Origin of the sequence: Vibrio sp. B4-6, from assembly GCF_963888245.1 — a bacterium.
GTDB lineage: Bacteria > Pseudomonadota > Gammaproteobacteria > Enterobacterales > Vibrionaceae > Vibrio > Vibrio anguillarum.
This window is the reverse complement of the sequence record NZ_CAWPIM010000002.1, coordinates 67,096-90,714: the sequence shown is the minus strand read 5'-3', so window position 1 is coordinate 90,714 and position 23,619 is coordinate 67,096. Positions and strand designations below refer to the sequence as shown.

The following is a 23,619-nucleotide window of genomic DNA, read 5'->3' as shown; positions in this document are numbered from 1 at the left end:
AGGCCATAAAGATCTTAAACAGCTTCGTAAACTTGCTTAATTTAAGTGCTAATTCAATATCACCAGTTAGTAACTTTTCAGCATATTTATTCACATTGGTTCCTTACTCAAAATTAGCATAACGCCCGGCTAAGGGGTTGACAACGCATAGCCGAACTCAAAAAACCACTGTAAACGCTGAACTTCAATTTTGCACTAAAGTCGCCACGCGTTGGCAATCCCTCTTGAGCCGTTTGTTATGCAAATTCAATAAGATAAACCAACTTTACTCGATCAAAAGCCACGATTGCAATGGTTGAGTAATTCAAGAATCAACCGAAGCCAGAGCCGTGATAAATAAGCCGCCAAAACAAAGTCCACCTTTCAGCAACAAACCAAGCTTTTGAATGAGACAAACCCTACAAGCAATACTTTCAGCAAGTGCAAAATGCTCGATTAACTTGCCCTTTCCACACTTTGCGCACGCTGAATTGGCAACAAACCAGCACCAAAACTCATTGAGGCAAACAAAGAACTTTGCCTGTTTTACGGCTTGAGTTAACCACGAATTTTAGGGTAAAAAAGCTCATTTGCCGACAACATAAAACGAATGGCCGGAGAAACCTAAAAAGATTGAACCCCTAAATTTACCTGAGTTGCATAACGCCCGGCTAAGGGGTTGACAACGCACCGCCGAACTCAAAAAACACACTGTAAACACTGAACTTCAATTTTGAACTAAAGCCGCCACGCGTTGGCAATCCCTCTTGAGCCGTTTGTTAGGCCAACCGATTGACACCGACACTTTCAAAACTAAAGAACGAACTTTTTTATAAACTTAAAACCAACTAACCGATTAATTTATAAACCAAAACCCTAAATCAGCAAAGAAACAAAAAACTCAAATTGAGCGGTTTGGAAGAAAAGTGACGAGCGTAGCATGCTAGGCGGACGTTTGGATGCTGAAGGTTATTTGCCGCTGAATTCACAACGCTAAACAACTCAACGCGATCAAGAAACAACAAATATGTGATGATTATTCATTGCTTAACTTAAGCCACAAAACATGGAATTTATCGCTCAACTCCAACTCGATTTAGCTGATAAAAACTCACCTTGCCTAACGCTATCTATACAACAAAATGCGACCTAATTTACCACGCTACCGCCACTTATCATGAACTTTGATAATTAGGAATCTATCATATAAATCTTTTTTATCAGATGGTTAGTTGAATAAAAACTGCGTCAGACGTCACATTAGACGACTTTATGCAACTTAGTTTGTTGACTAAACCAAAAACAACAATACTGTATATAAAAACAGGCAATTTTATTGGAAAAATATGAAATCACAATTTATTTTAAGCATTAAAGAGTATATGCAAGCGCGACACTATGCAAAAAAAACTATAGAGGCATATTTGCACTGGATAACACGATTCATCTACTTCAATAACAAAACACATCCAATGAGAATGGGTAGTAAAGAAGTTGAGATGTTTTTGACTGACTTAGCTGTTAATGGGAAAGTAGCCGCTAAAACACAAGCGTTGGCGCTTAACTCTCTCCATTTTCTGTACCGTGAAATCATTAAAGAACCGCTATCAATTAGCATGAATTTCAAGAAATCTCAACTTGCTCAAAAATTACCAGTAGTGATGACAAGAACTGAAATTAAGCGGTTTTTAGAACATATTGAGCCACGATATCAATTGCAAATTATGCTCTTATACGGATCAGGGCTGCGGCTGATGGAATGTGTCAGACTCCGAATACAGGACATTGATTTAGATTATGGTGCGGTTCGGGTATGGCAAGGAAAAGGAGGAAAAAACCGCACCGTCACACTTGCTAAGGAGCTTTATCCACAGCTAGCTGAGCAACAAGCATTAGCTAAGCGTTACTATGATAAAGATATGCAAACCAAAGGTTATGGAGGAGTCTGGTTACCCAATGCGTTGCGAGAAAAATATCCTTCAGCTCCTTATGAGTTTAATTGGCACTACTTGTTCCCATCTAATTTACTTACCTTAGATGAGAATAGTGGGTTGAAACGAAGGCACCATATTAATGAGTCGGCATTGCAGCGAGCAGTTCGGAAAACCGCTCATGATGCTGAGATACAAAAGTCAGTTTCATGCCATACGCTAAGGCATAGCTTTGCGACACACTTGCTAGAAGCGGGAGCGGACATTAGAACAGTACAAGAACAATTAGGGCATAGTGATGTGAAAACAACTCAGATTTACACTCACGTACTGGATAGAGGCGCCAGCGGTGTATTAAGCCCATTGTCGCGCTTATAAATAAGCGCAATAAAAAAGGAGAGCATACTTGCCCTCCTTTTCTTTAAACCTTCACTGCTAAATTAAAGAGCAGTTTTTGCTTTTTCAACAAGCACTGCAAATGCAGCTTTGTCGAATACCGCGATATCAGCAAGGATCTTACGATCGATCTCAATAGATGCTTTCTTAAGACCGTTAATGAAACGGCTGTAAGATAGACCATTTTGACGAGATGCTGCGTTAATACGCGCAATCCATAGCTGACGGAACTGACGCTTTTTAGTGCGACGGTCACGGTAAGCGTATTGACCAGCTTTGGTTACAGCTTGGAAAGCTACGCGGTAAACACGTGAACGTGCTCCGTAGTAACCTTTAGCTTGTTTTAGAACTTTCTTATGACGTGCACGAGCTTGTACACCACGTTTTACGCGAGGCATTATGCTTCTCCTAAACTAAACGATAAATAAACTAAAAAGAATTAAGCGTATGGCAACATGCGCATAACACCAGCCACTTCACATTTTGGAAGGATTGAGTTAGGGCGTAGTTGACGCTTGTTCTTAGTAGTACGCTTAGTCAGGATATGACGTTTTGTAGCGTGCTTAAATTTAATACCGCCAGCAGTTTTCTTAAAACGCTTAGCTGCACCTTTGTTGGTTTTCATCTTAGGCATGATGAATAACTCCGCATTGTAGTAGTTTAAATAACATGTAATTAGGGCGAATAACACCCCACCGTCTTTCAACGGCGAGGTCTCATTACTTGTAAGCCGTTAATTACTTCTTTTTAGGGGCAAGCATCATGATCATCTGGCGTGCTTCAATTCGACTCGGGAAAAACTCAACTACTGCAATTTCAGCAGTATCCTCTTTCAAACGATGAAGAACATCGACACCGATGTCTTGGTGCGCCATCTCACGGCCACGGAAGCGAATAGTAACTTTCACTTTGTTGCCTTCTTCTAGGAAACGGGTCAGGTTGCGTAGTTTTACCTGATAGTCTCCAATATCAGTCCCAGGACGGAATTTAATTTCCTTAATCTGGATCTGTTTTTGCTTCTTCTTCTGCTCTTTAGCAGTCTTGCTCTTTTCAAAGAGGAACTTGCCATAGTCCATCACACGACAAACTGGTGGCTCGGCGTTAGGGCTGATCTCTACAAGATCCATACCAGCTTCTACAGCAGCTTCTAATGCTTCGTTGATTGATACAACACCAACGGATTCACCATCTGCGCCAGTTAAACGAACTTCACGAACGCCACGAATTTCACCGTTTAAACGGTGCTGGTTTGGTTTGGCCGGCTGTTGGCCACGTCTTCCGCCTTTAATAGTTTATTCCTCCAGATTGAGCTTACGGCTAGAAACTTCGGCTTGGATATACGCAATAAAGTCATCCAATTTAAATTTACCTAAGTCCTTGCCCCTGCGGGTACGTACTGCGATCTCTCCGGCTTCCATCTCTTGGTCACCACAAACAAGCATATACGGTACACGCTTTAAAGTGTGTTCGCGGATTTTAAAGCCAATCTTCTCATTTCTCAAGTCTGCTTTGGCTCTAATTCCACATTTTTGTAGTTTTTGTGCTACTTCCTGAGCGTAAACTGACTGTTTATCAGTAATGTTCATAATTACCGCTTGTTCCGGCGCTAACCACGTAGGGAAGAAACCTGCATACTCTTCGATAAGGATACCGATAAAGCGCTCAAGTGAACCCAAAATTGCACGGTGAATCATAACCGGAACAAGACGCTCGTTACTTTCGCCAACATATGTCGCGCCTAGACGAGCAGGTAAATTGAAATCCAGCTGCACTGTACCACATTGCCACGCACGATCTAAGCAATCATGCAAAGTAAATTCAATTTTAGGGCCGTAGAATGCGCCTTCACCTTCTTGAATTTCAAATGGGATATCCATTGCCTGCAGTGAAAGCTTTAATGCTTCTTCCGATTTATCCCAAATTTCATCACTACCAACACGTTTTTCTGGGCGTGTAGACAGTTTAACAACGATGTTATCAAAACCGAACGTCGTGTAGGTGTCGTAGACCATCTTGATACAAGATGTCACTTCTTGTTGAATTTGATCTTCGGTACAGAAAATATGGGCGTCATCTTGAGTAAAGCCACGAACACGCATAATACCATGTAATGAACCTGATGGTTCATTGCGGTGGCAAGATCCAAACTCAGCCATACGCAATGGCAGATCACGGTATGATTTCAAACCTTGATTAAATATTTGAACGTGGCCTGGGCAGTTCATCGGTTTAATTGCATATTCACGATTTTCAGATGACGTCGTGAACATGGCATCCGCATATTTATCCCAGTGACCAGAACGCTCCCATAGAACTCTGTCCATCATTAATGGACCTTTTACTTCTTGGTAGTCGTACTCACTGAGTTTTTGGCGAATGAACACTTCAAGATCACGGAATATAGACCAACCGTTATGGTGCCAGAATACCATCCCTGGAGCTTCTTGCTGCATATGGAATAGATCGAGTTGCTTACCAATTTTACGATGGTCACGTTTAGCCGCTTCTTCTAAACGCGTTAAATGGGCTTGAAGTGCTTTCTTGTCATGGAATGCCGTACCATAGATGCGCTGTAGCATCTTGTTATCGCTGTTACCACGCCAGTACGCGCCAGCGATGCTAAGCAGGGTAAAGTGTTGGCAGAAGCTCATGTTAGGTACGTGAGGGCCACGACACATGTCAATGTATTCTTCATGATGGTATAGACCCGGTCTGTCATCACGAGCCACGTTCTGATCCAAGATTTCCATCTTGTATGTTTCACCGCGAGCTTCAAAAGCATCACGGGCTTCCTGCCAACTGACTTTCTTTTTGACAACTTGATATTTTGTCTTGGCAAGCTCTTTCATGCGCTTTTCGATTTGCTCTAAATCATCTTGCGTGAGTGATTGCTCAAGATCGATATCATAGTAGAAGCCGCTGTCGATCGTCGGACCAATCGCCATTTTGGCTTGTGGATAAAGTTGCTTTAATGCATGGCCAAGTAAGTGCGCACAAGAGTGGCGTACGATCTCTAAACCATCAACTTCATCTTTTGTCGTTATAATTTCAAGGCTAGCATCATTTTCGATAAGATCGCACGCATCGACGCGCACACCATCGACACGGCCTGCGATCGTTGCTTTTGCAAGACCAGGGCCGATAGAAGCTGCAACTTCCATTGTCGATACTGGGTGTTCAAAATGACGTTGACTGCCGTCAGGAAGAGTAATAATAGGCATGTATAATCCTTACAGTGGTGTTGCATACCAAGCAACACGTGTTGAGTTTGATTGAAAATAACCCATCGAAGCTCACTCGGTAACACGAATACCGGAACTTCAATGAAGCGAAGATTTTAACTAGCTCACGCTAGAAATGCAAAGATCGAATTATATAAATCAAAAGAAAAAGCCCATGATAAATATCACGGGCTTTGGAGTTTCAATAATTGATTATGCTTCAGCGCGACGAGGACGACTTAACGTACCCGCATTGGCATTAGCATTAGCACTAGCATTGCCGTGACCACGTTCACCACGGAAGTTACCACGATGGTCGCCACCACGGTTGCGGTCAAAACGACGCTCACCATCACGACCAGTCGCCGCTGCACCGTCACGGTTGCCACGGAAGCCACCTTCACGGCCACCACGACCTGCGCCAGCCGCAGGAGCACCGCCTTCACGATTACGGAAGCCACCGTTTCCGCCTTCACGACGGGCACCACCACCGTTACCACCTTCACGACGACCACGAGACTCGCGGAAGTCATCAAAGTCACATACAACGGCACCGACTTCTTTTTGGCGAATACGCAGTTTACGCAATTTGCCTTCAACATCTGAAGACATTGATTTAGGAAGCTGTACGAATGTATGGCCTTGAGCAAGTTTAATTGCACCAATTGAACCTTTGGTTAAACCAAGTTCATTAGCTAAAGCACCAACGATGTCTTTCACTTGCACGCCTTGCTCACGGCCGACTTGTAACTGATAAGTATCCCAGTCATTGCTCGCAGTACCATATTCGCGGCGACCTTCGCGTCCATCACGGCTATCGCGACCGCCTTCACGACGTTCACCACGCTCACTACCCTCTTTACGATCACGACGACGTGATTTTTCACGCTCGATCGCGTCGACCATTGGATCTGGGCCGACATAGAACAGTGGACGATTGCCTTGTTGACGCTTCAGTAAAATGGCCGCCAGTGTTGTGGCATCAATCTCTAGGCTTTGTTGAAGTTTTTCAATGAGCTCAACAAATTTGTCTAAAGCAGTATGACCTTTGTCAGCTTCTAGCTCTGCACCCAGTTTGATGAGACGAGCTTCCGCAACTTTGTCACGCATTGGAAGTTGAATCTCTTCCATTTGAGAACGAGTTACGCGCTCAATCGTACGCAACATACGAATTTGGTTCGTGCGAACTAGAAGGATCGCTTTACCTTTGCGTCCAGCACGGCCAGTACGGCCAATACGGTGGATGTATGATTCTACATCGAATGGGATATCATAGTTGAACACGTGTGTAATACGTGGAACATCAAGACCACGAGCAACAACGTCTGTCGCAACAAGAATGTCGATTACACCCTGTTTGATATGATCAACCGTGCGCTCACGCAGTGATTGCGGAATATCACCATGAAGCGCTGCCGCTTTAAAGCCACGAGATAATAACCAATCAGCTAAACGCTCGGTGTCTTGACGAGTACGTACAAAGACGATTGACGCATCGGTTTCTTCTGTTTCAAGAAGACGAGCCATCGCTTCATCTTTTTCAACACCTTTAACAACCCAATATTGCTGCTCTACTTTCGCAACAGTTTGGTTTGAACCTGCTACGTCAACACGAGCTGGATCACGTAGGTAACGGTCAACAATCGTCTTCACCATAGGAGGCATAGTCGCAGAGAACAGCACGCGTTGAGCGGTGCCAGGTGCTTGTTCCATGATCCAAGTTACGTCATCAACGAAGCCCATTTTGAGCATTTCGTCAGCTTCATCAAGAACGAAGGTATGACATTCGTCTAAATGAAGGCGATCACGAGTGATCAAATCTTTTACACGACCAGGTGTGCCAACCACAATATGAGCACCATTTTTCAGAGCGCGCATTTGGTCAACAATAGAAGCACCGCCATAGATCTCAAGTACTTTAAGGCCTTGAATCTTTTGGCCAAGGTTTTTGATTTCTGCCGCAACTTGGATAGCAAGTTCACGAGTTGGTGCCATCACAATTGCTTGTGGCTTGTGTTGAGAAAGGTTTAATTTGTTTAGTAGAGGTAGAGAAAACGCAGCCGTTTTACCTGTACCTGTTTGTGCTTTACCTAGCGCATCTCTTCCTTCAAGAAGAAATGGAATAGCAGCAGCTTGGATAGGAGTTGGAGAAACGAAACCCATTTCATTTAGAGCAGAAAGGATTGAGTCGTTTAGGGCTAATTCACTAAATTGAATTACAGAGTCTTGCATGGAGATCCCACTAGATTAATTAACAAAAGGTCCCACGTGCTCTACCAATTCCAATACCGATCCATTAAAAAGAGCTGAGTTCCGTTCAGATGCGGATAAGTCTTAAAACGCATCAAGCCGCTAGGGACATATAAGGGACGCGGATTATTCCCTAAAAGCATAAAAAAAGCTAGTAAAAATTGAATTACATCACAAAAATTCGTCATAAATGACCATTAAGCTCATTAATTCACCCAAAACGAACACAGAAGCTGCATTTACAGCGCACTGTTAAAGCAGATTAGCAAAAATAACGCTTTCGGTAGTAATCATCCCGCTCAATGATTATAGTGTGCCCAGTCGCATTTGTTAGAAAAAGAAACATGTTTCAAGATAATCCGCTCCTTGCTCAACTCAAGCAACAAATCCAAGAGAACTTGCCTAAGAAAGAAGGCACGATAAAAGCCACTGAAAAAGGCTTCGGCTTTTTAGAAGTTGACAGTAAGAACAGCTTCTTTATTCCGCCTCCGTATATGAAGAAATGCCTACACGGAGATAAAGTGGTGGCCATCATTCGCACCGAGAATGAGAAAGAAGTGGCTGAGCCTCAAGAGCTGCTTGAGCCTTCACTAACTCGCTTCATTGGCCGTGTAAAGCTGTACAAAGGTAAGCTGAATGTCACGCCCGATAACCCGCAACTAAAAAGGCAATCGCTGAAAGCTAAGGTGCAAAAAGGATTAAACCCTGAACATTTCTCTGAAGGTGATTGGGTTGTTGCACAGCTTATTAACCATCCACTGAAAGACGATAACGGTTTTATGGTTGAAATCACCCATAAAATTACGGATGCCAACGATAAGATTGCGCCTTGGTGGGTGACTTTAGCTGAAAATGACCTGCCTAACAGTGAGCCGGCTGGTATTGAACATTGGCAGCTAAAAGATGATGCCGACCTACAACGCATCGATATGACCCACCTTCCTTTCGTGACCATCGATGGGGCATCAACTAAAGATATGGATGATGCACTGTTCGCCCAAAGAACCGAGAACGGTGACTTCACATTAACCATTGCTATTGCAGACCCAACCGCATACATCACGCCAGATGACGAGATGGACAGTGTCGCGCGTGAGCGGGGTTTCACTATTTATCTCCCAGGCCGCAATATCCCAATGTTGCCACGTGATTTAGCCGATGATTTGTGTTCGTTGATGGAAAATGAAGTTCGCCCTGCCCTTTGCTGTACCGTAACAGTGACTAAAGAAGGTGTGATTGGCGATGATATTACCTTTTTTGCGGCCAACATTAAATCGCACGCTCGATTGGTTTATGATCATGTATCAGATTGGTTAGAAACGGGCACTTCTGCCGATTGGCAACCAAGTGACCAAATCGCTTCCGTTGTGCGTGATTTGTATGATTTTTCATTAGCGCGTGCACAATGGCGCGAAACATACGCGGTCGTGTTTCCTGATCACCCTGATTATCGATTTGAACTGAGTGAAGACAACGACGTAGTGGCAATTCATGCGGATCTTCGCCGTAGTGCTAACCGTCTTGTTGAGGAAGCGATGATAACCGCGAATATCTGTGCGGGAAAAACGCTCAAAGCGCATTTTGGCCAAGGCGTGTTCAATACGCACGCGGGGTTCAAACCCGAAAAAATTGCCGATGTTGTCGAATTAGTCAACCCAACGGGTGAGCTTGAATACACTGCCGATAACTTAGCGACTCTAGAAGGCTTTGCCTCTTTACGTCGCTGGCTATGTAAGCAAGAGACCCGCTATCTGGATAATCGTATCCGTAAGTATCAAGCTTACAGTGAAATAGGAAACCAACCCCTTCCGCATTACGCAATGGGTTTGGATATCTATGCCACTTGGACTTCTCCTATCCGTAAATATGGCGATATGATCAACCATCGTATGTTGAAAGCACATATTTTAAACAAAGAGCCCGTACAAACACCGGATGAAACCGTTGGTGAAGAGTTGGCACTACACCGCAAACACCACAAAATGGCCGAACGTAACGTAGGCGACTGGCTCTATGCTAGAACGTTAGTAAACGAACCTAGCAAAGGCACCCGTTTTACGGCTGAAATCTTTGATATCAATCGTGCTGGCATGCGCGTACGTCTTTTGGAAAATGGCGCTGCCGCATTCATTCCTGGTTCTTTAATCTTAGACAACAAAGAACGTATTGAATGTAATGCGGAAAGTGGAACGCTGCTTGTCGATAAAGAGGTCGTCTTTAAGCTCGGTGATACGCTCGAAGTCGTGCTCGCAGAAGTGAATATGGAAAACCGCAGTCTGATTGCAAAACCGACTCAGGTTTTCGAACCGTTACCTATACCTTCAGAAGCTAATACCACTACCCAAGGGGAGTGATTTTAGCAGCATAGACATTTCTATCAGGCATTCTTCGGAGTGCCTTTTTATTGCTTATTGATCACCAAAAGTAAGATTTAGGATCTTTTTCAATTTCGCGGATCAACGCCGTCAAATCCGTTGTTTTAGGGAGAAAAGGATACGGCAACCAATCTTCAATTTCTTTATCGGGATCCGTATTGGGAATATACAGCGCCCATTTAGCTTCTTCCCAAATCACTTTTGCTACGATACTTGAATAGTCGCAATGCGTTGAATCTAATTTGTAATGGTGTTTGATGAAGTGCACACCGTTAACGATCGGCTCAAAACAGGATTTGCCTAATTCAACAGACACACTTTGGTTACGATTATGGCAAACAAGCTCTGCTCTTCGTTCTAGTTGACGTTGCAACAAATTCACTACCGCCATTTTACCCTCGCTCAAACACGGCTTCCTGACATCTCGACTATAGCTGACTTCGCTTATCTCTGATATGAAAAACCGTAAGGCTACAAACCACTTACCTTTGTGGTTCACAAAAGTGTCATCTATACGACATATTATGATGGCTCAATTTTTCTAAATAACCATATTGGAGCCACTATGTTTCGAGTCGCGCTTGCTACACTGCTTTCAACTTTGCTACATACCCAGTTTGCCTTCGCAAGTGAAGTTAATATTTCTGGCTCGACCTCGGTCGCTAGGATCATGGAAGTATTCGCCGAGGACTACAATACCGCACACCCTGAAACTTATATCGCGGTTCAAGCCGTGGGTTCGAGTGCTGGCATCACATTACTGAAAAAAGGTGTCGCAGATATCGCCATGAGCTCGCGCTACCTCACAGAAAGTGAGCAAGATGAGACGATGAGCACCCTACCGATTGCCTATGATGGGCTGGCTGTTGTAATCAATCGCTTAAACAGTATTGAAAATCTGACTCGTGAGCAGTTATTTGATATTTATAAAGGGAAAATAACCAACTGGAAACAAGTCGGTGGTGCTGATCAAAAAATCGCAGTTGTGACCAGAGAAGCATCATCAGGTTCCCGCTATAGCTTTGAAAGCTTATTAGGACTGACTCGTGTAATTAATGATCGCTTAGTGTCAGACATCAGTTCCAATAACTTAGTGGTCAATAGCAATAGTATGGTTAAAACACTGATTAACCATAACCCTCAAGCGATCGGTTTCATCTCTACGGGATCGGTAGATAAATCGATTAAAGCGATAAAATTTGAGGGAGTAGAAGCCACTGCAAAAAATATTGTCACTCATGAATATAAACTTTCTATGCCATTTTTAGTGGTCTATTACCCTGAAAAAATCACTAAAGAGACTCAAGCTTTCATTGCATCTTTAAAGTCAGCGGAAGCAAAGGCTCGCATAGAAGAATATGGTTATATTCCTTTGAAAAACAAATAAATACAAAACAGGAGAGTGATCGACTCTCCTGTTTTATGCCATTTTTCTAAAATTAAAAATGGAGTTGGATCACTGAAACCACGACACAGCCTGGGCGACGAATACCTTCAATCTCCACTTTAATTTCTCTCTCGATCTCCAAACCTTTTTTGATTGGTGTAACTTTCAATAGAGTACTAATGGCTCTTACTCGGTTTCCTGATTTCACTGGATACGGGAAACGAACTTCATTTAAACCGATATTCACCACCATTTTTGCGGTCGGAAATATTGGTTTGTCAGGATCAACGCTATCCGTCAATTTAGGTAACAAGGCCAAGGTCAAAAAGCCGTGCGCAATTGTGGTCCTAAATGGAGAATCAACTTCCGCTTTTTGAGGGTCGGTATGAATCCACTGCATATCCTCAGTTACTTGACCAAACTGGTTAATGCGCTCTTGATCAACCACCAGCCATTTACCCGTATGAATGACTTCACCAATCTGAGTCTGGAGCTGTTTATACAGACGTTGCGCTTCAGGTTTGAGTATCAAGGGTTCGGCAATAGGAGCATCTTCATTCACTGCTGGTTGGTGAAAATCTCTAACCCAAGAAAACAACTGGCGACTGTTTGTTTTATGTAGAAGCTCGCCCCAGTACTCACGTACTGAAGGTGATACCCACTGCATAAGCTCAGAGGAGTACTTGTTCATTGAATCGCCACGATGCTTAAAAAGATTCTCGACTTTCATCTAAACCTCGGTGATTAGTTAGAATGCCCTTGGATTGAGGTAATTTTGAAGTACTTCACACTTAGCTGCAAACACTTTCGAGCGTACAAGCGTTCCCTGAAACACACAAATTACATATAAATCAATCAAATAAAAATAAAACACCATTTTATTAGATAACTAGGTTGTAGAGTATATAGCTCATAAAATCAAGGGAAGCGGTAAAAACAGTGCTTTACTGTAACTGAAAACGTTATTGCGGTTAGCCAAACCGAGTCGATGACTCAACTTATTGCTTTACAATATTATGGTGGCTATCTATTATGCACACCACACGGAGAGATGGCTGAGTGGTTTAAAGCACCGGTCTTGAAAACCGGCGATGGTTAATAGCTATCCTAGGGTTCAAATCCCTATCTCTCCGCCAAATATCAAGAAAAAGCCTTTGATTATCAGAGGCTTTTTCTATTTATAGCATTTGGAAACTTTAGATGATTAAAAACTCATGTGTCTGGAAGATGCAATCATGTTTGGTCATCGCCTCTTCCTCAATACATCAAGAACGAATCACACGAATACCGATAGGTAAGAAGACATAGCCCGCGCACTATGCGTTTCAATCAACCGTAGAAGAGACCGAAGCCAGCAAATCTGTTGGGCTAGTCCAAGTATAAACCCACTCTTTAATATCTTGCCCACAGGGAGACCGCCATAAACGCTCTCCTTTAGGTCGACCAGCTAAGTAGTCGTAAAATTCGATGGCTTGCTTATTGTCTGCCATCACTTCCAAATACACACCGCTATTAGGGAAATACTGCTCAAACCATGCCGCCATCTCTTGAATCAACTGGCGACCAATCCCCCTTCCTCGATAATTTTCATCAATGTGCAGAGACTCGATAATGCTGCCTTTGTCAAAATCGTGGTTACCAAAGGCGCAGATAAACCCACACAGCAGCCCTCCCTCTTCAATCAGTAGGACATGTTGATTAAATGGTGGATTGATTAAGCGAGTTTGCCAAATCAGTAAACGGTCTTCTAGAACGTCGTTATCAAGGTACTCTTTGCCTAATATGCCTTGGTAGTGAGTTCGCCAACTTTGAGCGTGTAGCTGAGCAATTCTTTCAAAATCGCAATATTCAGCTGCTTTTATTTCCATATTCTAGTCCTTATTACTTCCTGTAAGGATTAACATCGTCTTTCATACTATTCGGTTCAAATAGAAAAGCAAAATATACTAGTCACAATCCCTTAAAAGAATCATTAAACCTCTTTGACTTACAGTTGTTCGCTGATATTCTAGCGAACAACTGTAAGCTCAAAGATTTTAATCATGGAATCGGCATCAAAACCACCACTTATCTGGATAAACATCGTCATTTTTAGCTTCAGCTTGGGCTTAGCGACGATTGCAGCCCCTTTGTATGGATGGCAATTTGGCTACGGCATGGAGCATTGGCTTTGGCTGATGATTTGTTTTTCCTTTTGCAACCTTTCCATTACCGCGGGCTATCACCGTTTATGGTCACATAAAGCCTATGAAGCACATTGGGCACTGAGATTATTGTTTGCATTAGGTGGGGCGTTTGCACTGCAAAACAGTGCGCTACATTGGTCTTCTGATCACCGAGTTCATCACAAGCATGTAGACAATAATGACAAAGATCCTTATTCAGCCAAACGTGGATTCTGGTTTTCACACATAGGTTGGATGCTGCGTCACTACAATAAAACCACGTACGATGACTACTCCAACTGCCGTGACCTGCAAAAAGATAAGATCGTCATGTGGCAGCATAAGTATTATGTGCCTTTAGCACTCGCAATGAACTTGGGCGTTCCTCTGATCCTTGGTTTTATTTATCACGATATACTGGGCATGTTACTGATCGTGGGTGCACTGCGTTTGGTGCTCAATCATCACACGACATTTTTCATCAATTCGCTGGCTCATATATGGGGTAGCCAGCCGTATACTGATAAAAATACAGCCCGCGATAACGGTATTTTGGCTTTCTTCACTTTTGGCGAGGGCTACCACAATTATCACCATATTTTTGAAAACGATTATCGTAATGGGATTTATTGGTGGCAATACGACCCAACAAAATGGCTGATCAAGCTGTGCTCGTGGCTTGGGTTGGCTGGTAAACTGCGCACTTCGCCTCCCCTTAAGGTAGAAAAAGCGAAAGCGTTAATGGCATTAAGCCATGCGCAAAAACAGATCGCCGCGTTACCCAATCAGCAACTCGTTATGGCCAGCATACAACGTGAATTTGACGCTTTAGTCATGCAGTTGCAAGAGTATTATGAATTAAAGAAACAGCTGATCGAAAGTAAAAAAAACAATATGGTTCGTAGATATGAACACTCCCTATTGATGCTGCGCTATCGACAAGTGAAGCAACAATTAGCACTACAAAAATCCAATTGGCAGCTCATTGTGCGTCAGTACTCCTAAATTCATACTTTACAGATTTGATGAAGCCATGCCTTAAGTGGCTTCATTTTTCTTAGCTTAAATTATTCCCCCCTCTAACAGAACTTCTAGCCGCATATTTGCTAAATGAATAGTTAGAACGACTAAAACATATTCAAAGTTAAAGAATTTTCAACTAGGTTATCAATTGATAATTTTATTGTTTTAGATCATCTAAAGCTCAACTTGCTCTCGTGCTACAGCATTCTTTTCGGTAAATTCCTTGTCATAAATTGATACACGTTTTTGCAATATTGTTCATAATTTCAGGAGACTTAAATGCTAGAGCTTTTAATTGGCTTGGTGGTAACAGTAGCGGTGGGTTATTTCATTGTTAAAGGTTACAAGCCAGCCGGTGTGTTACTCACCGCAGGTATCGTTTTACTGCTATTAACTGGCGCACTTGGCTATTCAGTGCTGCCAGCCAAAGTACCCTCAACCGGTAACACAGTAACGGATGCACTCGAATTCGTGAAATACATGTTGCGTTACAGTGGTGGCGGTTTAGGCATGCAAATTATGTTGCTGTGTGGTTTTGCTTCGTACATGACACACATCGGCGCCAACAATGTGGTTGTAAAACAGTTTTCTAAACCTCTTTCGGTTATTACATCCCCTTATATCTTGCTGGTTGCTGCTTACATTGTGGCATGTTTGATGTCTTTAGCAGTGAGCTCAGCAACGGGTCTTGGCGTGCTGTTAATGGCCACTTTATTTCCGATGATGGTAGCGATGGGGATCTCTCGCCCGGCCGCAGTTGCAGTATGTGCATCTCCTGCTGCGATCATCCTTTCCCCGACATCCGGTGATGTGGTTATTGCGGCGGAAAAATCAGGCCTACCTTTACACGTTTTTGCCGTGGAAACGGTTCTTCCTGTTTCGATCTGCGCCATTATCGTCATGGCGATCGCGGCCTTCTTCTGGAACAAATATCTCGATAAGAAAGACAACACACCGATGGAAAAAATCGATGTTTCCGCCATCGAAGTGAAAGCACCGGCTTACTATGCGGCTCTTCCATTCTTACCTATTGTGGGTGTGTTCTTATTCAACGGAGAAACCATTCAAGGTTTGAGCCTTGATATTTACACCATTGTGGTCGGATCCATCTTCATCGGTGCATTGGTTGACTTCGTGACGAAGCGTTTTAAAGGTAAAGAGACGTTAGAAGATCTAGAATCATGCTACGCAGGCATGGCCGAAGCATTCAAAGGCGTGGTGATGTTATTGGTTGCTGCGGGCGTGTTCGCACAAGGTTTGATGTCGATTGGGGCGATTGATAACCTGCTTCATCTTGCAGAAACCGCAGGCGCAGGCGGCATAGCCTTGATGCTGATTTTGACAGGCCTTACCGTAGCAGCCGCTATTGCGACGGGTTCAGGCAACGCTCCGTTCTACGCCTTTGTTGAGTTAGCGCCATCGTTGGCGGCTAAATTGGGCGTGAACCCAGCCTTTCTCATTATCCCGATGCTGCAAGCTTCAAACCTTGGGCGTACCATTTCGCCAGTATCAGGCGTCGTAGTAGCAACAGCTGGTATGGGCCATATCAGTCCATTTGAAGTGGTAAAACGCACTTCCGTTCCTGTCATCCTCGGTTTAATCACTGTCATTATTGGTACAGTAATCCTTGTACCGATGACAGCATAACGTTAACGAACAATCAGGGCGTCCAACAGGACGCCCTTTTTTCAAACCGCTATTTCCAAATAGGTGTTATTTACTCTCGCTATAACGCTCCAAGTATAAAATCGTTGCTGCCGTGCGCGATGGGACGCGTAGCTTCTTCAGTAAACTCTTCATGTGCACTTTTACTGTCGACTCAGAAATGAACAGACGATCCGCAATTTGCTTATTCCGATACCCTTTCGCGACCTCTTTTAAAATCTGAGTTTCACGGTCGGTTAATGCCTCAAAAAGATCTTCATGCGTATGACGTTCGGCGAGGTACTGAGTAACAAACTCGCTGTACGCTTTTACACCCGTCGCGGCCTGTCTAAGCAGTTCCACCAGCTCATCTGGTTCTGTATCTTTAAGAAGGTAGCCATCAGCCCCCGCTTTCACCATAGCTTCAATATCGAGCGCACTGTCTGATACGGTTAAAATAACGATGGTAGCGGTTGATTCATCCGCACGAAGCGCTGTTAACGTATCGAGCCCTGACATGCCTTTCATATTCAAATCAAGCAGAATGAGATCCGGCTCGATGTCATGCGCCAAAGCAATGGCTTCACTGCCGTTACAAGCTTCAGCAACCACTTCAAAGTCATCTTCAAAACCCAATAGCTGGTTGATACCACGTCTCATCAAAGGATGGTCATCTACCAGCATTACTCTACATCTCGTCAAAATTTGTATCCTTTGAACGTTTATATTTCAATATAACTTCACACCCAGCATTGGGTGCGGAGGTTACTGACACTGCGCCATGCAGCCGCGCCGCTCTTTCTTGCATAATGCTTAATCCATAGTGATTGAGCCTAGCACGCTGTTGATCAAAGCCAACCCCATCGTCTTTGACCGTCACCATCACCTGATCGTCCAATTCATCACAGTTGACTTGAATGGCATTAGCTTGAGCGTGTTTGATAGCATTGATAGTCGCTTCTCGGATCAATTGCAGTAAATGCACTTGTTGATGCGCATCTAAATCAATCGATGACAAATTATTATTAAGCACTATCTCCGCCGTAGTTTGCTCGCCAAGTTCCTCTAGCATGCCCTTGAGCGCTTGACCAAAATTGCCTTCTTTAATCGTTAGCCTAAAGGTGGTTAATAGCTCTCTTAACTGGGTGTAAGCGCCCGACAAACCTTGATCAATATCTAAAATGATTTGCTCTTTTTTCTCTGCAGCGGGCGGGGTCTCTGCTCGGCCAATCACGCGTTTTAGTAATGATACTTGTATCTTCAGATACGAAAGCGATTGAGCCAACGAATCATGCAGTTCCCGAGCGATGGTGGCGCGTTCTTCCATCAAGATCAACTGTTCGGCTTGTTTCTGTGCTTGATTATAATAAATGGCACGCGACAATATTTGTACGAAGTTATCAATCAAGGCGCTATTTGGACAAGGCAAGCTGTATTGCAGATACAAGTAACCCAGTTGCATCCCATCTAAGCTCAGCAAAAGCGGAGAAAGGGAGAATCCATTGCTCTCACCTTCGGATAAGCGCGTACTTTTACCCGCGTCATCACCAATTTCTAACTGGGCAAATGTGACCCCTTCAATGGTGACCAAGTGTTGCAAAATCGCTTGAAAATTATCTTGGCTAATGCGCGATGCGGTTAACTCTTGCGAGCAGTCATACAACACTTGCAGTGCTTGGTTGGCATTTTGCAACTTATGGGTTTTCTCATTCACCGCTTGCTCCAAACCGAGGTACAGCTTACCAAGGTCGGTGGCCATTTTATTAAACGTGCGGGTTAAGATCCCCATTTCATTATGGCTGGTGACATTGAGCGATACATCAAATGAACGGTTTTGGATCTGCTCACTGGCGGTCACTAGCGAACGCAATGGCCCCACCACTTCCTTACGAATAAAATGCACCACAAACAATGAGATACATAACACACCACCCAACCCCATGCCGCCAAACCAAGCCAGTTGGATCAGCTTTTGTTCTGAGAAGTGCTGCAACTTAAAGACAAAACGGTCGATTTGGCTGACAAATTTCGCTACCTCATCAAGATAGCGGTCTTTGTTCTCGCTATTTAACAAGCTTTTCAGTTCGTGCCAACGAATGATCAACTGATAATAATCTTTGGTGATGTCGTTTGGCACAGGCCAACGCTGCAATGCTTTCATTGATGGTGAATAAAGCGAACGTTCAAAAAGATAAATGTGAGATGAATAATCCACCGAGTTACTTTGAATATCATGTGCCAATCGATAGCTTTGCATACGCATTGAACCAGCAACGTTCACCGCTTCCGCATCATTGAGTGAGGAAGCGAGTGTAAAAATGGCGTACCCTGTGATGGCAACCGATAACAGTAAAATCGACACCATGGCTTTGGCAATGGTGCTGGTGACCGACTGTTTGGATCGTTTTCTCAAAACATCTCTCCGTGAACCTCTCCTTGCCTATTGTATCTGATTGGGCACCGCTGTCGTTAAAGCCATTCAATATGTGATCACTCGCGCTTGAATTTATTGATCTAAAACAACATGACTAGCCAATTACCTCCTTGGGGGTATTTATAGAAATAGGACAAAAACTACAATTTGTGTATGGATAAATGAAGATTTGTTAACAAATACAGGAATGCACTTTGGTTGATCTCTCGAAAAGGCGTTTTTTTTCTCGTAATCAGGTCGATGACACCATTGTCCGCTTGCCTTGGATTGCTCACCCCCTCTCCTTTTCAGATGAGTGCACTCGCTGCGGCCGCTGCCTAGACGCGTGCGAAACAAAGATCATCACCTTAGGTGATGGCGGCTTCCCAACCATAGATTTTCATATTGATGAGTGCACCTTTTGTTATCAGTGCGCGCAAAGCTGCCCAGAGCCAATTTTCGCACCGCGCTCAACACAACCGTGGCTGGCTAAAGCAAAGCTCGAAGAAAGCTGCTTGGCTAAACGCAATGTGGAGTGTCGTAGCTGCGCTGAGTCATGTGAAGTCAGCGCTATAACGTTCAATTTAGTGATCGGAAAAGTGGCGCAACCGAATGTCGATATTGATGCCTGTAACGGATGTGGCGCGTGCGTTTCCATCTGTCCAACCTCAGCCATCCGTGTGAGCAATATTAATAATAATGAGAGATAAACATGTCACTCAATGAAGTACATATTTCAAGTTTGATCGTTCACGTCGTACCTGAACATTTAGCAGCGCTCAAAGCGACAATCGAATCGTTTGAGAACGCCGAAGTGTATGGCCAAAGCAACGAAGGGAAAATGATCGTCGTTTTGGAAACGGAAAATCAAGGCTTCGTTACTGACACCATCGATGCGATTAATAATTTACCACATGTTCTCAGCACCGCTTTGGTTTATCACCAAATAGAAAGTGGGCTGGATGACACGGATACCAACACTGGAACACAACATTCCCACATTGAGGATGACGTATGAAAATGACAAGACGCGCGTTTGTGAAAGCAAACGCAGCCGCATCCGCAGCCGCTGTCGCCGGTATTACTCTACCCGCCAGCGCAACAAACTTGATTGCCAGCTCAGACCAAACAAAAATCACTTGGGATAAAGCACCTTGTCGTTTCTGCGGTACGGGCTGTTCAGTATTAATCGGTACCCAAAACGGCAAAGTGGTTGCCACACAAGGTGATCCTGAAGCGCCCGTTAACAAAGGGCTGAACTGTATTAAAGGCTACTTCCTTTCAAAAATCATGTATGGCAAAGATCGCTTAACACAGCCACTGCTGCGCATGAAAGATGGCCAATATCATAAAGATGGAGAATTCACGCCAGTGTCGTGGGATCAGGCTTTCGATGTGATGGCTGAAAAGTGGAAACAAGCTCTAAAAGCGAAAGGGCCAACCAGTGTTGGCATGTTCGGTTCGGGCCAATGGACCGTGATGGAAGGTTACGCCGCCGTTAAACTAATGAAAGCGGGCTTTCGCTCTAATAACATTGATCCGAATGCTCGTCACTGCATGGCTTCAGCCGTTGTTGGATTTATGCGCACCTTTGGTATTGATGAACCGATGGGCTGCTATGATGATTTTGAACACGCTGATGCCTTTGTGCTTTGGGGTTCAAACATGGCTGAAATGCACCCGGTTCTTTGGACTCGTATTACCGATCGTCGTTTAAGTCACCCACACGTTAAAGTAAATGTCCTTTCGACTTATTATCATCGTTCGTTTGAGCTGGCCGACCACGGTTACATTTTCCACCCACAAAGTGACCTTGCCATCGCCAACTTCATCGCCAACTACATCATTCAAAACAATGCGGTGAACTGGGATTTCGTCAATAAACACACTCATTTCAAACAAGCGACAACAGATATTGGTTACGGTCTGCGTGACGAGCACCCATTGCAAGTTAAAGCGAAAAATGCAAACTCCGGTGATGTTACTGCGATTGACTTTGAAGCTTATAAAGCCTCGGTTGCACCTTATACGGTTGAAAAAGCCGCGCAAATGTCAGGCGTTGCCGAAGATAAACTGATCGCGCTTGCAAAACAGTACGCTGACCCTAACACCAAAGTGATGTCATTGTGGACTATGGGCATGAACCAACATACTCGCGGTGTTTGGATGCAAAGCTTGGTCTACAACTTGCACTTACTGACGGGCAAAATTGCCACACCTGGCAACAGTCCATTTTCATTAACAGGTCAACCATCCGCTTGTGGCACGGCACGTGAAGTCGGAACCTTTTCTCATCGCTTGCCTGCGGACATGGTGGTGGCAAACCCCAAACATCGTGCGATTGCTGAAAAAACATGGAAGCTTCCGCAAGGCACCATTCCTGAAAAACCGGGCTTTCACGCGGTACTTCAAGACCGAATGCTCAAAGACGGCAAACTCAACGCTTACTGGGTGCAGTGTAATAACAACATGCAAGCTGGCCCGAATATTAACGAAGAACGTTTACCGGGTTATCGCAACCCAGAAAACTTTATCGTCGTGTCTGACCCGTATCCAACAGCCACAGCGCAAGCGGCCGACTTAGTGCTCCCTACCGCAATGTGGGTGGAAAAAGAAGGCGCTTACGGCAATGCTGAACGCCGCACTCAAGCTTGGTATCAACAAGTTGGTACTGTGGGCGAAGCAAAATCAGACTCATGGCAAGTGATGGAGTTCTCTAAACGCTTCAAAATGGAAGAAGTGTGGCCAGAAGAATTGCTCGCCAAAGCGCCACAATATCGCGGTAAAACCCTGTTTGATGTGCTGTTCAGAAACGGACAGGTTGACCAATTCCCGCTTGAAGAAGCGCGTGAACTGAACGACGACGCACATCACTTCGGTTTCTATGTACAAAAAGGGTTATTTGAAGAGTACGCCAGCTTCGGACGCGGTCACGGCCACGACTTAGCTCCTTATGATACCTACCATAACGTTCGCGGCTTACGTTGGCCGGTTGTGGATGGCAAAGAAACGTTATGGCGCTTTAAAGAAGGCTCTGACCCTTATGCGAAAAAAGGATCTGATTGGGATTTCTACGGCAAACCGGATGGTAAAGCGTGGATCATCTCCGCTCCTTATGAAGCGCCGCCGGAATCACCTGATGCCGAATTTGATATGTGGCTGTGTACGGGCCGCGTGTTAGAACACTGGCACACCGGCACTATGACGCGGCGCGTGCCTGAACTTTATAAAGCCGTACCCGATGCGCTCTGTTACATCCACCCAGATGACGCCAAAGCGCGTGGGTTACGACGTGGTGATGAAGTATTGATTTCCAACAAACGCGGCGAAGTTCGTGTTCGTGTGGAAACGCGCGGCCGAAATCGTCCACCGCATGGTTTAGTCTTTATCCCATTCTTTGATGCTCGCATTTTGATTAACAAGCTGATTTTAGATGCCACGGACCCACTGTCGAAGCAGACAGACTTCAAAAAATGTCCGGTAAAAATCACTAAAGTAGCGTAAGCCAGTTAATGAATGCATCGGCTGCCCTGTGGGGAGCCGATCTTAGAATGAGCCATTAGGCGGAGAATTTAAGATGAAAAAACTACTGATCGCCCTTTTATCTTTTGGGGCTTTATTTGGCCAAACGGTACAGGCGGAACTGAATAACCCCGGCGGCAACGGCGGGCTGGAATCGCTGCGTGGCGCAACGCAACTTGAAGAGACTCGTCCTGCAGACGACTTTAAGAAGTACCCAAGAGATCAAGCGCTTGAAAGCGAATACGTCTATCAGCCACCTTTGATCCCGCATAACATTCGTGGCTACGAAGTGTCGCTAAACGCCAATAAGTGCCTTGCTTGTCACAGTTGGAAAAATGCCAAAGAGATGGGCGCAACCAAAATCAGTGTGACCCACTATGTTAACCGTGAAGATGCGGTGCTAGCTGACGTCTCACCGCGCCGTTATTTCTGTTTACAGTGCCATGTACCGCAAGCCATTGCGAAGCCTTTGGTGGAAAATGAGTTCAAATCCGTTGATTCACTTCGCTAATCGTAGCCAGATAATAACTTAAGAGGCTATTTATGAAATTATTAAAAGCGTTTTGGAAAAGGCTCACAAGCCCAAGTAAAGCGGCCGTTGGCATCGTATTGTTCATGGGGTTTGCAGGTGGTCTGCTATTTTGGGGCGCATTTAACACCGGTATGGAAGCAACAAACTCAGAAGAATTCTGCTCAGGCTGTCATGCACCGATTGTGGCAGAAATCCAAGAGACGATTCACTATTCTAACCGTTCCGGCGTACGTGCTATCTGCTCTGACTGCCATGTTCCCCATGAGTGGACAGACAAGATTATCCGCAAAGTGCAAGCATCCAAAGAGTTGTTTGCTCATGTGGTATTAGGCACCATTAGCACACCCGAAAAGTTTCAAGCACGTCGAGCACATCTCGCGGAGCGTGAGTGGTCACGATTGAAAAATAATGACTCATTAGAGTGCCGCAACTGCCATGAGTTCGAATACATGGATTTTTCAGAGCAAGGTCCACGCAGTGCCAAACAGCATTCAACCGCCCTTGCTAGTGGTGAAAAAACCTGTGTCGATTGCCATAAAGGTATTGCACATAAACTGCCAGACATGCAAGGCGTTGAAGGCTGGCAATAGGAGAATTAACCCATGAGTACATTAGAATCGGTGATTTGGCATATTCTTGGTTACAGCGCGATGCCTGTTATTATCTTCGGCGGCTTTGCGGTGGTTGCCGCCGTTTCACTTTGGTTGCTGTCATTGAGTAAAGATAAAGAACTATAAATCACACTTCCTACCGTAATTTATAGTCCACTACCAATGAAAAT

General features: G+C 44.4%; 21 protein-coding genes and 1 tRNA gene. 12 read left to right on the top strand and 10 right to left on the bottom strand.

Annotation, left to right across the window (positions count from 1 at the left end):
* Positions 1-1,325 precede the first annotated feature (1,325 nt).
* Positions 1,326-2,288 carry an integron integrase gene (locus AACV20_RS00775; RefSeq protein WP_017043784.1) on the top strand — a complete coding sequence of 321 codons (963 nt, stop codon included), beginning with the start codon at positions 1,326-1,328 and terminating at the stop codon, positions 2,286-2,288.
* 62 nt (positions 2,289-2,350) lie between these two features.
* On the opposite strand, the gene rplT is transcribed toward AACV20_RS00775, so the two are convergent.
* The 5 genes from rplT to AACV20_RS00750 form a co-directional block, all read right to left on the bottom strand.
* The gene (gene rplT, locus AACV20_RS00770) at positions 2,351-2,704 is read right to left on the bottom strand and encodes a 50S ribosomal protein L20 (RefSeq protein ID WP_010319590.1); all 354 of its coding nucleotides are present in this window, start codon (positions 2,702-2,704) and stop codon (positions 2,351-2,353) included.
* A 41-nt stretch (positions 2,705-2,745) separates the two neighbouring features.
* Entirely contained in the window at positions 2,746-2,940 is a 195-nt protein-coding gene (gene rpmI, locus AACV20_RS00765; protein ID WP_010319591.1) for a 50S ribosomal protein L35, read from the bottom strand.
* A gap of 103 nt (positions 2,941-3,043) precedes the next feature.
* A complete protein-coding gene (gene infC / locus AACV20_RS00760; RefSeq protein ID WP_170907786.1) occupies positions 3,044-3,595 on the bottom strand; it encodes a translation initiation factor IF-3 in 552 nt (183 codons plus the stop codon).
* A gap of 3 nt (positions 3,596-3,598) precedes the next feature.
* A complete protein-coding gene (gene thrS, locus AACV20_RS00755) occupies positions 3,599-5,527 on the bottom strand; it encodes a threonine--tRNA ligase (protein ID WP_010319593.1) in 1,929 nt (642 codons plus the stop codon).
* Positions 5,528-5,740: 213 nt separating this feature from the next.
* Positions 5,741-7,759, bottom strand: coding sequence for a DEAD/DEAH box helicase (locus tag AACV20_RS00750; RefSeq protein WP_013868542.1), 2,019 nt, complete (start codon positions 7,757-7,759; stop codon positions 5,741-5,743).
* Between the two features lie 362 nt (positions 7,760-8,121).
* Here AACV20_RS00750 and rnb point away from each other — a divergent pair, with 362 nt between their 5' ends.
* Positions 8,122-10,131 (top strand): exoribonuclease II, encoded by a 2,010-nt coding sequence (gene rnb / locus AACV20_RS00745; protein WP_170907783.1) that lies wholly within the window; start codon positions 8,122-8,124, stop codon positions 10,129-10,131.
* 61 nt (positions 10,132-10,192) lie between these two features.
* On the opposite strand, the gene AACV20_RS00740 is transcribed toward rnb, so the two are convergent.
* Positions 10,193-10,543, bottom strand: coding sequence for a DUF3024 domain-containing protein (locus AACV20_RS00740; protein WP_026027345.1), 351 nt, complete (start codon positions 10,541-10,543; stop codon positions 10,193-10,195).
* 174 nt (positions 10,544-10,717) lie between these two features.
* Here AACV20_RS00740 and AACV20_RS00735 point away from each other — a divergent pair, with 174 nt between their 5' ends.
* On the top strand, positions 10,718-11,539 hold the full coding sequence (locus AACV20_RS00735) for a phosphate ABC transporter substrate-binding protein (protein WP_026027798.1): 822 nt from the start codon (positions 10,718-10,720) through the stop codon (positions 11,537-11,539).
* A 52-nt stretch (positions 11,540-11,591) separates the two neighbouring features.
* On the opposite strand, the gene AACV20_RS00730 is transcribed toward AACV20_RS00735, so the two are convergent.
* Entirely contained in the window at positions 11,592-12,269 is a 678-nt protein-coding gene (locus tag AACV20_RS00730) for a MaoC family dehydratase (RefSeq protein WP_013868538.1), read from the bottom strand.
* A 315-nt stretch (positions 12,270-12,584) separates the two neighbouring features.
* On the opposite strand from AACV20_RS00730, the gene AACV20_RS00725 reads away from it, so the two are divergent.
* A tRNA-Ser gene (locus AACV20_RS00725) sits at positions 12,585-12,675 on the top strand.
* Between the two features lie 189 nt (positions 12,676-12,864).
* Here AACV20_RS00725 and AACV20_RS00720 read toward each other — a convergent pair.
* Positions 12,865-13,407 carry a GNAT family N-acetyltransferase gene (locus AACV20_RS00720; protein WP_013868537.1) on the bottom strand — a complete coding sequence of 181 codons (543 nt, stop codon included), beginning with the start codon at positions 13,405-13,407 and terminating at the stop codon, positions 12,865-12,867.
* A 174-nt stretch (positions 13,408-13,581) separates the two neighbouring features.
* Between AACV20_RS00720 and AACV20_RS00715 the strand changes: the two genes are divergently transcribed.
* The gene (locus AACV20_RS00715) at positions 13,582-14,709 is read left to right on the top strand and encodes an acyl-CoA desaturase (RefSeq protein WP_017050757.1); all 1,128 of its coding nucleotides are present in this window, start codon (positions 13,582-13,584) and stop codon (positions 14,707-14,709) included.
* 297 nt (positions 14,710-15,006) lie between these two features.
* On the top strand, positions 15,007-16,374 hold the full coding sequence (dcuC, locus tag AACV20_RS00710; RefSeq protein ID WP_017050042.1) for an anaerobic C4-dicarboxylate transporter DcuC: 1,368 nt from the start codon (positions 15,007-15,009) through the stop codon (positions 16,372-16,374).
* A gap of 66 nt (positions 16,375-16,440) precedes the next feature.
* On the opposite strand, the gene AACV20_RS00705 is transcribed toward dcuC, so the two are convergent.
* Positions 16,441-17,073 (bottom strand): response regulator, encoded by a 633-nt coding sequence (locus AACV20_RS00705; RefSeq protein WP_170907782.1) that lies wholly within the window; start codon positions 17,071-17,073, stop codon positions 16,441-16,443.
* Positions 17,060-18,784 (bottom strand): nitrate/nitrite two-component system sensor histidine kinase NarQ, encoded by a 1,725-nt coding sequence (gene narQ, locus AACV20_RS00700; RefSeq protein WP_170907781.1) that lies wholly within the window; start codon positions 18,782-18,784, stop codon positions 17,060-17,062. The genes AACV20_RS00705 and narQ overlap by 14 nt, the downstream gene beginning before the upstream one ends.
* A gap of 215 nt (positions 18,785-18,999) precedes the next feature.
* Between narQ and napF the strand changes: the two genes are divergently transcribed.
* From napF to AACV20_RS00670, 6 genes are all read left to right on the top strand, one after another.
* A complete protein-coding gene (gene napF, locus AACV20_RS00695) occupies positions 19,000-19,494 on the top strand; it encodes a ferredoxin-type protein NapF (RefSeq protein WP_017045373.1) in 495 nt (164 codons plus the stop codon).
* Between the two features lie 2 nt (positions 19,495-19,496).
* Positions 19,497-19,802, top strand: a complete 306-nt coding sequence (locus tag AACV20_RS00690) for a chaperone NapD (RefSeq protein ID WP_013868531.1) — start codon at positions 19,497-19,499, stop codon at positions 19,800-19,802.
* A complete protein-coding gene (gene napA / locus AACV20_RS00685) occupies positions 19,799-22,288 on the top strand; it encodes a periplasmic nitrate reductase subunit alpha (RefSeq protein WP_170907780.1) in 2,490 nt (829 codons plus the stop codon). The genes AACV20_RS00690 and napA overlap by 4 nt, the downstream gene beginning before the upstream one ends.
* A gap of 73 nt (positions 22,289-22,361) precedes the next feature.
* The gene (locus tag AACV20_RS00680; RefSeq protein WP_013868529.1) at positions 22,362-22,817 is read left to right on the top strand and encodes a nitrate reductase cytochrome c-type subunit; all 456 of its coding nucleotides are present in this window, start codon (positions 22,362-22,364) and stop codon (positions 22,815-22,817) included.
* Positions 22,818-22,849: 32 nt separating this feature from the next.
* Complete coding sequence (locus AACV20_RS00675) at positions 22,850-23,428, top strand: NapC/NirT family cytochrome c (RefSeq protein WP_013868528.1); 579 nt, start codon at positions 22,850-22,852, stop codon at positions 23,426-23,428.
* A 12-nt stretch (positions 23,429-23,440) separates the two neighbouring features.
* Positions 23,441-23,575, top strand: a complete 135-nt coding sequence (locus AACV20_RS00670) for a TIGR02808 family protein (RefSeq protein ID WP_013868527.1) — start codon at positions 23,441-23,443, stop codon at positions 23,573-23,575.
* Positions 23,576-23,619: the final 44 nt, after the last annotated feature.